Genomic DNA, 13,421 nt, shown 5'->3' on the forward strand with positions numbered 1-13,421 from the left:
GTGCCCCTCACCACCACCGGCGAGCTCATCACCCGTGCCGCCGCGTCCCGTTCGGCCGTCGCCTCCTTCAACGTCATCACGCTGGAACACGTCGAGGCCGTCCTCGCGGGCGCCGAGTCCGTGCCCGCCCCCGTCGTGCTCCAGGTCAGTGAGAACGCGGTCCGGTTCCACGGCGGGCGGCTGTTCCCGCTCGCCCGCGCGGCCCTCGCAGCGGCCGAACGGGCGGCCGTACCCGTCGCGTTGCACCTCGACCACGTGCAGAGCGAGACCCTGCTGCACCAGGCCGCGGAGGCCGGCTTCAGCTCCGTGATGTACGACGCGGCCCGGCTGCCCTACGAGCGGAACCTGGCCGCGACCCGGGCGGCGGTCGACTGGGCACATGGGCAAGGCCTCTGGATCGAGGCCGAGTTGGGGCAGATCGGGGGCAAGAACGGCAGACCCCCGCTGGACGCCCACGCCCCGGGGGCCCGCACCGACCCCGACGAGGCCCGGGCCTTCGTCGCCGACTCGGGTGTGGACGCCCTGGCCGTCGCCATCGGCAGCGCCCACGCCATGACGACCCGCACCGCCACCCTCGACCACGCCCTCCTCGGACAACTGTCGGCCGCGCTCGACGTCCCGCTCGTCCTGCACGGCTCCTCCGGCGTCCCGGACGGCGAACTCACGGCAGCGGTCCAGGGCGGCATCACCAAGGTCAACATCGGCACGGCCCTCAACATCGCGCTGACCGGCGCGATCCGGGAGTACCTCGCCGCCCGCCCCGAGACGGTCGACCCGCGCGGCTATCTGACGGTCGCCCGGGAGGCCATGACCCGGACGGTGGCGAGGACCCTCCAGACGCTCGGCGCCGCTACCGCTTGACGGCCTTCAGCACCACGAACTTCGGATCGCTCGCCACCAGCCTGCTGTTGCCGAACAGCTTCCGCAGCTTGACGTGGTAGCCCAGATGCCGGTTGCCGATCACCCACAGCTCACCGCCCGGCCGCAGCGCACGCCGCGCCCCGGTGAACATCCGCCAGGCCGTGGCGTCCGTCGTCGCCTGGTGGGAGTGGAACGGCGGGTTGTTGAGGACCAGATCGACACTGCCCGACGGCACGCCCGCCAGCCCGTCCCCCACCCGGAACTCGGCGTGCCCCGGCACCCCGTTCGCCTTGTACGTCGCCTCCGCCGAGGCCACCGCCTGGAACGACTCGTCCACGAACAGCACCTCGGCCGCCGGATCGGCCAGCGCCACCGCCGTACCGACCACGCCGTTGCCGCACCCCAGGTCCACCACCCGCCGGCCGCCCCCGCCGCCCGGCAGATGCTCCAGGAAGAACCGGGTACCGATGTCCAGCCGCTCGGCGCAGAAGACACCTGCGTGGTTCACGACGGTGCGCCCCGAGACCGCTCCGATGCCGTCCGGGAGCGTGTAGACGTACGGCCACGGACTGGCGGGCCGCGTCAGCGCGGGATCCGGCGTGCAGAAGATCAGCCGGGCCTTCTTCTCGGCGAGCGAGGTGCGGGTCGGGCCGAGGATCCGCTCGAACAGCCGCAGCGTCGAGGTGTGGATCTCCTTCACCATGCCCGTGCCCACGACGACCGTCCCCGCGTGCACCGTCGGCTCCAGCCGCAGCAACTGGTCCTCCAGCAGCGCGAGGCTCTTCGGCACGCGCACGAGGAGAACGTCGACCCGGCCGGGCGGGGGGTCCTGCGTGGTGAGCAGCCGGACCGCGCCGGGCTCGACACCGTGCCGCGCGAGATTGGCCCGGGTCGCCTCCTGCGTCAGGTGGGAATCCGTGATCTGCGCCGGGCGGCGCTCCGCCAGCGCCGTGACCAGGGCACCCCAGCGGTCCCCGACGACCACGACCGTGCCCGACAACGGGACCCCCTCCCGCGCCAGATACCTCAGCAGGTACTCGTCGGAGGCGTCCCAGGCACGCAGCCTGTCGCGCGGGTCCTCGGGGAAACGGGTCAGCGCGAGCTCGCCCCAGGGCGTCGTCATACGGTCGTCCATCGTGCGTCCAGGCTAGCCGAGCCGCAGCTCAGCCCAGGTCGGGGAGGAGGGGAGAGGATGGGGACATGGACGGCGAACTGTTCCCCCGAGCCCGTACGCAGGCGGCGCCGGGCGCGGTACACGTGCCGGACTGGCTGGACGCCGAGCGCCAGCGCGAGCTGCTGGAGGCCTGCCGTGCGTGGGCGCGCCCACCGGCCGGACTGCGCACGGTCCGCACCCCCGGCGGCGGCACCATGACCGCCCGGCAGGTCTGCCTCGGCTGGCACTGGCACCCCTACGCCTACGCCCGCACGGTCGTCGACGGCGACGGCGCCCCGGCGAAGCCGTTCCCCGCGTGGCTGGGCGAGCTGGGCCGCCGGGCGGTCCGCGACACGCTCGGGGGACCGGCACCCGCCTACGACATCGCCCTGATCAACTTCTACGACGCCGACGCCCGGATGGGCATGCACCGCGACAGCGACGAGAAGTCGGACGCGCCGGTGGTGTCGCTGAGCCTCGGCGACACCTGCGTGTTCCGCTTCGGCAACCCCGAGACCCGCACCCGGCCCTGGACCGACGTCGAGCTGCGCAGCGGTGACCTGTTCGTCTTCGGCGGCCCGTCGCGCCTCGCCTACCACGGAGTCCCCCGGGTGCACGCGGGCACGGCACCGCCCGGTCTCGGCCTGACCGGACGGCTCAACATCACGCTCCGGGTCAGCGGCCTGTAGGCCCCCGGCCCTGCGGATCATGGGAGACTCGCCCTCATGAGCGGGAAGGCTGACCCCCGGCCGGCGGGGGATGGGAGCACCTCGAGGACGCGGCTGGACCGGGGGCGCGGAGCCCTCGGACCCGCGCTGGAGCTCGTGCACACCGGACGCGCGCCGACCCGGGCCGTGCTCACCGCCGAACTCGGCGTGACACGGGCGACGGCCGGAGCGGTCGCCGCCGAACTGGAGGCCCTCGGACTGATCCGGGTCGACGCCCGGCCCGGCGCGGCGGCGGGCTCGCAGGGCCGGCCCTCGCACAAGCTGGCCGTCGCCGAGGACGGGCCCGTCGCGCTCGCCGCGCAGGTGCACGCCGACGGGTTCCGGGCGGCGCTGGTCGGACTGGGCGGCCGGATCGTCGCCACCGCGCCGGGCTGCGAGGTCGTCGACGCCGACCCGGCGAAGGTGCTCGCCTCCGTCGTCACGGCGGGCGCCGAGCTGCTGCGGGAGACCGGGCGCCGGTGCGTGGGCGCGGGACTCGCCGTACCGTCCGCGGTCGCCGAACCCGAGGGTCTGGCGCTCAACCCGCTGCACCTGGCCTGGCCCGCGGGCGCGCCCGTCCGGGACATCTTCGCCGAGCAGGTGCGCGCGGCCGGCCTCGACGGACCCGCGTTCGCCGCGAACGACGTCAACCTCGCCGCGCTCGCCGAGCACCGGCACGGCGCCGGACGCGGCGCCCGCGACCTGCTGTGCGTCGCCACCGGCCACCGGGGCGTGGGCGGCGCGCTCGTCCTCGACGGCCGCCTGCACCGGGGCAGTTCGGGTCTCGCGCTGGAGGTCGGCCACCTCACCGTGCACCCCGAGGGCCGCCCCTGCCACTGCGGCAGCCGCGGCTGCCTGGACGTGGAGACCGACCCGCTGGCCTTCCTCACGGCGGCGGGCCGCGAACCGGGCCCCGAGGTCTCCCTGCTCCAGCAGTCCATCGACCTCGTCCGCCACCACTACGACGACCCGGGCGTGCGCACCGCCACCGAGACCCTCATCGACCGGCTCGGCCTCGGACTCGCCGGCCTGGTCAACATCCTCAACCCGGACCGCATCATCCTCGGCGGCCTGCACCGCACCCTCCTCGGCGCCGACCCGGACCGGCTCCGCGCCGTCGTCGCCGACCGCAGCCTGTGGGGCCAGAGCGGCGGCGTCCCCATCCTGCCGTGCACGCTCGACCACAACAGCCTGGTCGGCGCGGCGGAACTGGCGTGGCAGCCGGTACTGGACGATCCGCTGGGAGCGCTGGCCTAGGGGCGTGTCCGCGCCGCTTCCGGGAAGGCTCGCGCGTGAGCGGGCAGGCTGGGACGCACGCGGCTCACCCGCACCGTACGAACGAGGAAGTTGACGTCATGACCGACAAGCTCACCGTGAGCGTTCTGGGCACGGGCATCATGGGTGCCGCGATGGCCCGCAACCTGGCACGCGCCGGACACACCGTCCACGCCTGGAACCGCACCCGTGCCAAGGCCGAGCCGCTGGCCGCCGAGGGCGTGCGCATCGCCGACACCCCCGCGCAGGCGGTCCGGGACACCGGCATCGTCCTGACCATGCTCCACGACGGCCCCGCCGCCCTGGAGACGATGCGGGCGGCCGCCCCCGCCCTGCGCCCGGGCGCCGCCTGGGTGCAGTCCACGACCGCCGGCGTCGAGGCCGTCGGCGACCTCGCCGCCTTCGCCCGCGAGCACGGCCTGGTCTTCTACGACGCGCCCGTCCTGGGCACCCGCCAGCCCGCCGAGGCCGGGCAGCTCACCGTGCTCGCCGCCGGACCCGTCGAAGGCCGGGACAGGGTGACGCCCGTGTTCGACGCCGTCGGCGCCCGCACCGTGTGGGCCGGCGAGGACGGGGCGGCCGGTGGCGCCACCCGGCTGAAGCTGGTCGCCAACAGCTGGGTCCTCGCCGTGACGGCCGCCGCCGGTGAGGCCCTGGCCCTGGCGAAGGCCCTCGACATCGACCCGCGCGGCTTCCTCGACCTCATCGCCGGCGGCCCGCTCGACATGGGCTATCTGCACGCCAAGTCCGGCCTGGTCCTCGAAGACCGGCTCACCCCGCCCCAGTTCGCGGTGACCACCGCCGCCAAGGACGCCCGCCTCATCGTCGAGGCCGGTGCGGACCACGGCGTCCGCCTGGACGTGGCCGAAGCCGCCGCCGCCCGCATGGAGCGTGCCGCCGCCCAGGGCCACGGCGACGAGGACATGGCCGCCGCCTACTTCGCCAGCTTCGCCGACAACCCGTCCGTCTGATCACCGGGAGGTTCCCCATGTCCAAGCCGCCGCTGCCGCCCGAGGCCGAAGCGCTGCTGAGCCGGCCCAACCCGTGCGTCATGGCCACGCTGCGCTCCGACGGCACACCGGTCTCCACCGCCACCTGGTACGCGTGGCAGGACGGCAGGGTGCTGATCAACCTCGACGCGGACCGGGTCCGCCTGAAGCATCTGCGCCGCGACCCGCGCGTCACTCTCACCGTCCTCGCCGACGACAACTGGTACACCCACATCACCCTCATCGGCCGCGTCACCGAGATGTACGACGACGAGGACCTGGCCGACATCGACCTGCTCTCCCGGCGCTACGGCGGCAAGCCCTACCCGAACCGCGTCCGGCCCCGGGTCAGCGCCTGGATCGAGGTCGACCGCTGGCACGGCTGGGGCGAGATGAAGGACAACAACCAGGCCGCGGGCTGACCGGCAGGCGCGAACCGGCCCTGTTCCACTGCCCTCCTCGACGATCCCGGCCATCCGCTCCCGGAGCCGGTGGAACGTCTCGTCGACCGGGGCGCGCAGCCCGGCGCCGGCGATCACGTCCGGGTCCGTGGTCAGGGCTCGCGCCCACGTAGCCGCGCTCCCGCAGCAGCTCCCGCGCGGCCGGGGGAGCAGCCCGGGGGCGCCCGTCTACTCCCCACGAGGTACGCGCACTGCCGCTGGCCGTACGACGACCGGGGACCCCTCGCGGGGCGACGCTCGGAAGCGACAGACAGGACATCGCGGTCAACGCGTCCGAGGAGTTGAACGACATGCAGACCCTGGCGAACTTCGGTGACGGCGGCCCCGGCCCCTGGATCCTGCTCTTCCCGGTGATCTGGGCCCTGGTCATCGGCGGCGGCATCGCACTGCTGCGCCGCACGGCGTGGCACGACCGTCGCGGCGGTCCCTGGCGCCGGCCCCCGGCCGGGAACGACTCGCCCATCGCCGTACTCGGACACCGCTTCGCCACCGGCGAGATCGACGAGGACGAGTACTGGCGCCGGCTGTCCGTGCTGAACGAGGAGTTCGGCCGCAACGGAGGTGCGGCATGACCACGACGACCGTCACGACGGCCACGCGGCCCGCCGCCCGGGTCGTCGACGCGGTGAAGGTGTACGGCGGTGGCGACACCGCCGTACGCGCCCTCGACGGCGTGACCGTGAGCTTCCCGGCCGGCCGCTTCACCGCGATCATGGGGCCCTCGGGCTCCGGCAAGTCCACCCTCATGCACTGCGCGGCCGGTCTGGACACGCTCACCTCGGGCACCGCCCGGATCGGCGAAACCGACCTGGGCGGCCTCGACGACCGTCGCCTCACGCTCCTGCGCCGCGACCGCGTGGGCTTCGTGTTCCAGGCGTACAACCTGGTGCCGACCCTCACTGTCGCGGAGAACATCAGGCTGCCCCTGGACCTGGCGGGCGGCCGGGGCGATCCGGAGTGGATCGACGCGCTGATCGACGTCGTCGGACTGCGTGACCGGCTCCACCACCGGCCCGCCGAGCTCTCCGGCGGGCAGCAGCAACGCGTGGCCGTCGCCCGGGCGTTCGCCGGCCGGCCGGACGTCGTCTTCGCCGACGAGCCGACCGGCAACCTCGACTCGCGCTCCGGCGAGGAGGTCCTCGGCCTGCTCGGCCGCACCGTACGCCGGACAGGGCGCACGGTCGTCATGGTCACCCACGACCCGGTGGCCGCCGCGCACGCCGACGAGGTCGTCTTCCTCGCCGACGGACGCCTGGTCGACCGCATGGAGTCCCCGACCGCCGACCGGGTCCTGGACCGGATGAAGGCCTTCGAGGTGCCCTCATGAACGCCGCCGTCCGCCTGAGTGTGTCCTCCCTGCGCGCCCACCGGCGGCGCTTCGCCGGTACGTTCCTCGCCGTGTTCCTGGGCGTGGCGTTCCTGGCCGGGACGCTCGTCATGGGCGACACGCTGCGCGCCGGTTTCGACTCGATGTTCGGCAAGGCGGCAAGCGGCACCGACGCCGTGGTCCGCAGCGCCGACGCCATCACCACGCCCGGCGAGAGCCAGGGTGTACGGCAGCCGGTCGCCACCGGCCTGGTCAGGACCGTCGAGAAGGTCCCGGGCGTCGCGGCCGCCGCGCCCAGCATCCAGGGCGCCGGGCAGCTCGTGGGCGCGGACGGCGACCCGATCGGGGGCCAGGGCCCGCCCACCCTCGCCGGCAACTGGATCACCGACCCGCGGCTCAACCCGTACCGGCTCGCCGAGGGGCGTGCCCCGCAGAGGCCCGGCGAGGTCGTCGTCAACCGCGGCGCCGCCGAGAAGGGCGGCCTGAAGATCGGTGACACGACCACTCTGCGCACCCCCGACCCGGTCCGGGTGACCGTCGTCGGCCTCGCCACCTTCGCCGGTGAGGACGGCATGGCGCAGGTGACCTTCACCGGGATGACGGCGGCCGACGCGGAGAAGTACCTCACGGCCCGGCCGGGCGAGGCGGCGAGCATCCAGGTGCGCGCCGGCCCCGGGGTGAGCCAGCGGGAGCTCGTCGACCGGCTGACCCCCGTCCTGCCCCGGGGCGTGGAGGCCATCACCGGCCAGGAGTCGGCTCAGGAGAACAACGAGATGATCTCCAGCCAGTTCCTGGACATCTTCACGCTCTTCCTGCTGGTGTTCTCCGGCGTCGCCCTGCTGGTGGCGACCTTCTCCATCCACAACACCTTCGCCATCGTCGTCGCCCAGCGCACCCGTGAGAACGCCCTGTTGCGGGCGCTGGGCGCCTCCCGCCGCCAGGTCACCGTCACCACCCTGGTGGAGGCCACCGCCGTGGCCGTGACCGCGTCCCTGGCCGGCCTGGCGGGCGGCATCGGCGTCGCGGCCGGGCTCCAGGCACTGTTCCCGGCCATCGGCTTCCCGTTCCCCGAGGGCGACCTGGTGGTCAAGGGCCTGTCCCTGGCCCTGCCGCTGGCCGTCGGCATCGTGGTCTGCCTGGGCTCCGCCCTGCTGCCCGCCGTACGCGCCGGCCGCACCGCGCCGCTGGCCGCCCTGCGCGAGACGGCCGTCGACACCTCCGGCGCGTCCCGGCTGCGGGCGGTCACCGGCGCGGGGCTGATCGCGCTGGCCCTCGCCCTCACCCTGGCCGGCGTGCTCGTGTCGCCGTCCGTCTGGCTGGCGGGTTCCGGCGGCGTGCTGGCCCTGGTCGCGTTCGTGGTGCTCGGCCCGGTCGCCTCCGCCACCGCCGTCCGGATCCTCGGCAGCCCGCTCGTCCGGCTGCGCGGTGTCACCGGCGCGCTGGCCCGGCAGGGCGCCCTGCGCAGCCCGAAGCGCACCGCGGCCACCGCCGGTGCGCTGATGATCGGCGTGGCCGTCGTGTCACTGTTCACGGTGTTCGGTGCCTCGCTGAAGGCCACCATGGACCAGACCGTGTCCCGGTCCTTCGCGGGCGACGTCGCCGTCAGCGCCCCGTCCTTCGGCGCGGGCGGCAGCGGGCTGAGCCCGAGGCTGGCCGGCGCGGTCCAGAAGCTGCCCGAGGTGAACACGGCGGTCGGACTCGGCCGGGGCGTCGCCGAGGTCGACGGCGAGGGCCGGGCCCTCACGGTCACCGACCCGGTCGCCCTGGAACGCACCTTCGACCTCGGCGGGATCGACGGCTCGCTGCGCGGCCTCGGCACCGACGGCATCGCCGTCACCGGGAAGGAGGCCGCCCGGCAGCACCTCACCACCGGCGAGAAGGCACAGCTCACCTTCACCGACGGCAGGAAGGAGACGTTCACCGTCCGCGCGGTCTACGGGCAGTCCGAACTCGCCGGCGACTACGTCATCACCCGCGCCGCCTGGGCCCCGCACCGCACCCAGGACTCCGACACGCTCGTCGCCGTCACGTTCAAGGACGGCGTGAGCACCGACGCGGGCAAGGCGGCGGTGGAGAAGACCGCCGCCCGGTACGGCAACCCGGAGGTCCAGACCCGCGACGAGTACGCGCAGTCCTCGGCCGGCGGCATCGACATGATGCTCACCCTGGTCTACGCCCTGCTCGCCCTCGCGGTGGTCATCGCGCTCCTCGGCATCGCCAACACCCTGACCCTGGCGATCCACGAACGCACCCGCGAACTCGGCCTGCTCAGGGCCGTCGGACAGACCCGCTCCCAGCTGCGGGCCATGGTCCGCTGGGAGTCGGTCCTGGTCGCCGCCTTCGGCACGGCCGGCGGGCTCGCCCTCGGCGCCTTCCTGGGCTGGGTCCTCGTCAGGGCCTCCGACGGCAGCAGCGACAGCGCCTTCGCCTTCGCCGTGCCGCCCGCGCAGCTCGCGGTCGTGGCCCTCGTGGGTCTCGCGGCCGGCGCCCTCGCCGGGCTGCGCCCGGCCCGGCGCGCGGCACGCCTGGACGTGCTGCGGGCCATCGCCACCGAGTGACCCGGGGGGCCGCCCACGCGGCCCCCCCCCGTGCGAACGGTGGTCACCGCCCGGTCAACCGGCAACGGCGGACCGGGCGGGAGCGTGTTCGGGCAGCAGCCCTTCGGCGGCGTGCCCCACCTCCGCGAACCTGCGCGCGGGTTTCTCCAGGACCGTGTGCCGCGCCCGGCGCGACGGCGCCGCGACCGCGGCGGAGGTCGTCGGGAGGGTGAACCAGACGACCTTGCCGGACTCGCCGTCCGGCCGGACGCCCCAGCTCTCGCTCATGGCGGCCACCATCGCGAGCCCGCGCCCGCAGGTCGCCAGCGGCGCGATGTCCTGAGGGTCCTCCACGACGGGCATCCGCGGGTCGTGGTCGCGCACCGAGACCGTGAGCCGGTCGAGCAGCAGCTCTATCTCCACGGTGCACGTCTTGTCGGGCTGGGCATGCCGGTGGACGTTGGACAGCAGCTCCGTCACACCGAGCGAGGCCCGGTCGATCAGAGCGTCCAGATGCCAGTAGCGCAACTGCGCAGAGACGATTCTGCGGACCTGGCCGATCCGCGACGGCAGGGCTTGGAGCTCCACCGTGCAGTGCCTGCTTGGGTAGCTGATCACGGCTGCGACTCCCCGACGTGAGGTCCGGAAGAACACGGAGTTCGGATCCAGCAGGGCGCCTTGGTGACGCTGCCGCCCGCTGTCGTGGCCGGCGGGCTGGTTCGCAGCGTTATCGCCGGTAAACCCAGAGTGACGTGAGACCAGAGTGACGCAGGGGGTGGGGGACCGCAAGTCGCGGACATCTCAGCCGCCGCGCCCCGCCGCCCGGCGCACGGCCTCGATGAAGCGCCGCGCGGCCGGCGGCCCCGGTTCGCCCGGAGCGGGGTCGTGATCGCCCAGGGTGAGCAGGTACCGGTTGCCGTTGAGATCCGCCGTGGCCCGGTCATCGGGGCCGAACCAGGGCTTGGAGGCGCGCACCGCCTGCACCGGCGCGCTGTCGATCTCACTGCCGTAGCTGGTCAGCAGTTCGAGCCGGCCATCGCTGATCCGGACCTGGCCGGCCCGGGTGAGCGAACGCAGCCGCTTCCCGATCCGCACGCCCGTGGCCCTGAACTCCGGCTCCGCCATGCCACCCGCCCCCTTGTGCGCGTCGGTGCACCGGCCCGCCCTCTGCGCGGTACCCGGCACAGGCCCGTGTCCTGATCCAGTGTGCCCCCGTCCGGGGGGCTCGCTCCGGTGGTGCGCCGTACCCCTGCCGGTACCCCGTCCGGGGCCCCGGTCCCGCGGTGAAGTCTGCCCCCACCGGGCGTCGAGCACCAGTACAGCAGACCCCCTCTCCAGGGGGCACCCGGAGCACACACGCAAGTGCGCCCCCTGGACCGCGCGCCCCCTTGCACCCGGCTCTGCCCCAGGGGGCGCTTTGGGGGGCTCAAAGATGCGTTTATGCAGGTGAGGAGCGTGTGCCAGGTGCTTATGATCGGGGTGTCGGCCGCGCGACGCGTCGTCGGCGCGCAGCGTTAGGAGCCCCCCTCGTGAGCACCCCACAGCAGACCCGGACCGGCGTGACCCTCGACGTCGACCACAGCGACCCCGCCTACCGCGCATGGCTGAAAGAAGCCGTCCGCAGAGTCCAGGCCGATGCCAACCGTTCGGCCGACACGCACCTCCTCCACTTCCCCCTGCCCGAGCGGTGGGGCATCGACCTGTACCTGAAGGACGAGTCCACCCACCCCACCGGCAGCCTCAAGCACCGGCTCGCCCGCTCCCTCTTCCTCTACGGCCTCTGCAACGGCTGGATCCGGCCGGACCGCCCGGTGATCGAGGCCTCCAGCGGCTCGACGGCCGTCTCCGAGGCGTACTTCGCGAAGCTCATCGGCGTGCCCTTCATCGCCGTCATGCCGCGCACGACGAGCACCGAGAAGATCCGCCTCATCGAGTTCCACGCCGGGCAGTGCCACTTCGTGGACGACCCCCGCACGATGTACGAGGAGTCCGCCCGGCTCGCGGCCGAGACCGGCGGCCACTACATGGACCAGTTCACCTACGCCGAACGGGCCACGGACTGGCGCGGCAACAACAACATCGCCGAGTCCATCTTCCGGCAGCTGCGCCTGGAGCGGTTCCCCGAGCCGGCGTGGATCGTCGCCACGGCGGGCACCGGCGGCACCTCGGCGACCCTCGCGCGCTACGTCCACTACATGCAGTACGACACCCGCGTCTGCGTCGCCGACCCCGAGAACTCGTGCTTCTTCGAGGGCTGGACCACCGGCGATCCGGACGTCACCTGCGACTGCGGCTCCCGGATCGAGGGCATCGGCCGGCCCCGTATGGAACCGAGCTTCGTGCCCGGCGCGATCGACCGGATGATGAAGGTGCCCGACGCGGCCAGTGTCGCCGCGGTGCGGGCACTGGAGCGCGCCATCGGCCGCAAGGCGGGCGGCTCGACCGGCACGGGCCTGTGGAGCGCGCTGAAGATCGTCGCGGAGATGGTGTCCGAGGGACGGCAGGGGAGCGTCGTGACGCTGCTGTGCGACCCGGGGGACCGGTATCTCGACAAGTACTACTCCGACACCTGGCTGGCCGCCCAGCAACTGGACATCGGGCCGTACACGGCCGCGATCGACTCGCTGCTGGCCACGGGCGTCTGGCCCGACTGAGACGACAGGCCCTTCAGGCCGTCAGCCTCCGGTCCAGCGCCGTGACGGCGTCCCGGAAGGCCTTGCTCTGAGCCGTCCGCACGGGCCTCATGGCGAGCCGGTACGCCGCCGTCCCGTCGGTCGCGAACGTCCACCGCACACGGGTGCCGGTACCGGCCGGGGCGAGCCGCCACTCCTCGGCGATCGCGCGCACCCCGGGCACGCTGGTGACGTCGACGCGATAGGCGTACACCTCGGGTTCCGTCGCCGCGATGATCGACTCCCGGAACCGGAGGCCGCCCACGAGCCGGATGTCGCGCCTCTTCCCGCCGTCGACCGGCCGGGCGTCCGTCACCTGGGGAAACCACTCGGCCCAGCCGGGCACGTCCTCCAGCGCCCGGTAGACCGCCTCCACCGGAGCGGAGATCTCCCGCTCGCAGACGTGCCGTACGGGCGCGATCCCGACGAAGTCGAGCCCCACGGGGCGCAGACGGTGAGCCATGGGCGAAGCCCTCCTGGCAAGGGAGCGGGCGATGACCGGCAGGTCACCCTAGCTGGCGCCCCGTCAGATGTCTGCCCCGCCCTCCTCGGGCTCCCCGGCCACCACCAGCCGCCGCAGATGCTCCACGACCACACCGCGCGCCTCGTCCGGCAGGCCGGCGTCCGTCACGAGTGTGTCGATCCGCTCCAGCGAGGCGAACGAACTCAGGCCCACCTTGCCCCACTTGGTGTGGTCGGCGACCACCACGACCCGCCGGGCCGACTGCACGAGCCGCCGGTTCGTCTCCGCCTCCGCGAGGTTCGGCGTCGACAGCCCGGCCTCGACCGATATGCCGTGCACCCCGAGGAACAGCAGGTCGAAGTGGAGCGCCGCGATCGCCTGGTCGGCGACCGGCCCCACCAGCGAGTCGGACGGGGTGCGCACCCCGCCGGTCAGCACGACCGTCGCCGCGCCCTGCCGCGGACCCGAGGTGCGCTGCGCCGCGTGGAAGACGTCGGCCACCCGCACCGAGTTGGTGACCACCGTCAGGTCCGGCACGTCCAGCAACTGCTGCGCCAGCGCGTATGTCGTCGTGCCGCCGGACAGGGCGATCGCCGCGCCCGGCGCGACCAGCTTGGCCGCGGCCCGCGCGATGTCCTCCTTGGCGGTCAGCTCCAGCCCCGACTTGGCCTCGAAGCCCGGTTCGTGCGTACTCGCCTCGACCACCGGGACCGCGCCGCCGTGCACCTTCTCCAGCACGCCCTGACGGGCGAGAGCGTCGAGGTCGCGGCGGACCGTCATGTCCGACACGCCGAGCTTGCGGGTCAGCTCGTTGACCCGGACCCCGCCCCGGCGGCGGACCTCGTCGAGGATCAGGGATCGCCGCTGCTCCGCGAGGAGGTTCTGATTCTCGCTCACGTACGCTCCGGTCCTTTCGCCTCAATGCCGTCCGTCAGGCCCAGCACACCTGCCCCAACAGGGACATTCTCCCCGGCTC

14 protein-coding genes are annotated in these 13,421 nt (G+C 73.7%); 9 read left to right on the forward strand and 5 right to left on the reverse strand.

Annotation, left to right across the window (positions count from 1 at the left end; all coding sequences use genetic code 11):
- On the forward strand, positions 1-861 hold the full coding sequence (locus ACFZDA_RS14920) for a ketose-bisphosphate aldolase (RefSeq protein WP_391080323.1): 861 nt from the start codon (positions 1-3) through the stop codon (positions 859-861).
- Here ACFZDA_RS14920 and ACFZDA_RS14925 read toward each other — a convergent pair.
- A complete protein-coding gene (locus ACFZDA_RS14925; RefSeq protein ID WP_391080326.1) occupies positions 851-1,984 on the reverse strand; it encodes a methyltransferase in 1,134 nt (377 codons plus the stop codon). The genes ACFZDA_RS14920 and ACFZDA_RS14925 overlap by 11 nt on opposite strands.
- 77 nt (positions 1,985-2,061) lie before the next feature.
- Here ACFZDA_RS14925 and ACFZDA_RS14930 point away from each other — a divergent pair, with 77 nt between their 5' ends.
- From ACFZDA_RS14930 to ACFZDA_RS14960, 7 genes are all read left to right on the forward strand, one after another.
- Positions 2,062-2,703, forward strand: coding sequence for an alpha-ketoglutarate-dependent dioxygenase AlkB (locus tag ACFZDA_RS14930; protein WP_391080329.1), 642 nt, complete (start codon positions 2,062-2,064; stop codon positions 2,701-2,703).
- 36 nt (positions 2,704-2,739) lie between these two features.
- Positions 2,740-3,978 (forward strand): ROK family protein, encoded by a 1,239-nt coding sequence (locus tag ACFZDA_RS14935; RefSeq protein WP_391080332.1) that lies wholly within the window; start codon positions 2,740-2,742, stop codon positions 3,976-3,978.
- 98 nt (positions 3,979-4,076) lie between these two features.
- Positions 4,077-4,967, forward strand: coding sequence for an NAD(P)-binding domain-containing protein (locus tag ACFZDA_RS14940; RefSeq protein ID WP_391080335.1), 891 nt, complete (start codon positions 4,077-4,079; stop codon positions 4,965-4,967).
- 17 nt (positions 4,968-4,984) lie between these two features.
- The gene (locus tag ACFZDA_RS14945) at positions 4,985-5,407 is read left to right on the forward strand and encodes a TIGR03618 family F420-dependent PPOX class oxidoreductase (RefSeq protein WP_391080338.1); all 423 of its coding nucleotides are present in this window, start codon (positions 4,985-4,987) and stop codon (positions 5,405-5,407) included.
- A gap of 329 nt (positions 5,408-5,736) precedes the next feature.
- A complete protein-coding gene (locus tag ACFZDA_RS14950) occupies positions 5,737-6,018 on the forward strand; it encodes an SHOCT domain-containing protein (RefSeq protein WP_391080341.1) in 282 nt (93 codons plus the stop codon).
- Complete coding sequence (locus ACFZDA_RS14955; RefSeq protein WP_391080344.1) at positions 6,015-6,773, forward strand: ATP-binding cassette domain-containing protein; 759 nt, start codon at positions 6,015-6,017, stop codon at positions 6,771-6,773. Before ACFZDA_RS14950 ends, ACFZDA_RS14955 begins: the two co-directional genes overlap by 4 nt.
- On the forward strand, positions 6,770-9,331 hold the full coding sequence (locus ACFZDA_RS14960; protein WP_391080347.1) for an FtsX-like permease family protein: 2,562 nt from the start codon (positions 6,770-6,772) through the stop codon (positions 9,329-9,331). Before ACFZDA_RS14955 ends, ACFZDA_RS14960 begins: the two co-directional genes overlap by 4 nt.
- Before the next feature lie 54 nt (positions 9,332-9,385).
- Here the strand turns inward: ACFZDA_RS14960 and ACFZDA_RS14965 are convergent, their stop codons facing one another.
- Together ACFZDA_RS14965 and ACFZDA_RS14970 are read right to left on the reverse strand one after the other, a co-directional pair.
- Positions 9,386-9,928 (reverse strand): ATP-binding protein, encoded by a 543-nt coding sequence (locus ACFZDA_RS14965; protein ID WP_391080350.1) that lies wholly within the window; start codon positions 9,926-9,928, stop codon positions 9,386-9,388.
- A 183-nt stretch (positions 9,929-10,111) separates the two neighbouring features.
- On the reverse strand, positions 10,112-10,435 hold the full coding sequence (locus ACFZDA_RS14970; protein ID WP_086563123.1) for a hypothetical protein: 324 nt from the start codon (positions 10,433-10,435) through the stop codon (positions 10,112-10,114).
- 404 nt (positions 10,436-10,839) lie between these two features.
- On the opposite strand from ACFZDA_RS14970, the gene ACFZDA_RS14975 reads away from it, so the two are divergent.
- Positions 10,840-11,964: a pyridoxal-phosphate dependent enzyme gene (locus ACFZDA_RS14975; protein ID WP_391080355.1), complete on the forward strand. Its 1,125-nt coding sequence runs from the start codon at positions 10,840-10,842 to the stop codon at positions 11,962-11,964.
- 13 nt (positions 11,965-11,977) lie between these two features.
- On the opposite strand, the gene ACFZDA_RS14980 is transcribed toward ACFZDA_RS14975, so the two are convergent.
- Positions 11,978-12,445 (reverse strand): SRPBCC family protein, encoded by a 468-nt coding sequence (locus ACFZDA_RS14980; RefSeq protein ID WP_391080358.1) that lies wholly within the window; start codon positions 12,443-12,445, stop codon positions 11,978-11,980.
- A 63-nt stretch (positions 12,446-12,508) separates the two neighbouring features.
- The gene (locus ACFZDA_RS14985) at positions 12,509-13,342 is read right to left on the reverse strand and encodes a DeoR family transcriptional regulator (RefSeq protein ID WP_391080361.1); all 834 of its coding nucleotides are present in this window, start codon (positions 13,340-13,342) and stop codon (positions 12,509-12,511) included.
- Positions 13,343-13,421: the final 79 nt, after the last annotated feature.

It is taken from the genome of Streptomyces sp. NPDC007991 (assembly GCF_042958445.1).
In the GTDB taxonomy this organism is placed as follows: domain Bacteria; phylum Actinomycetota; class Actinomycetes; order Streptomycetales; family Streptomycetaceae; genus Streptomyces.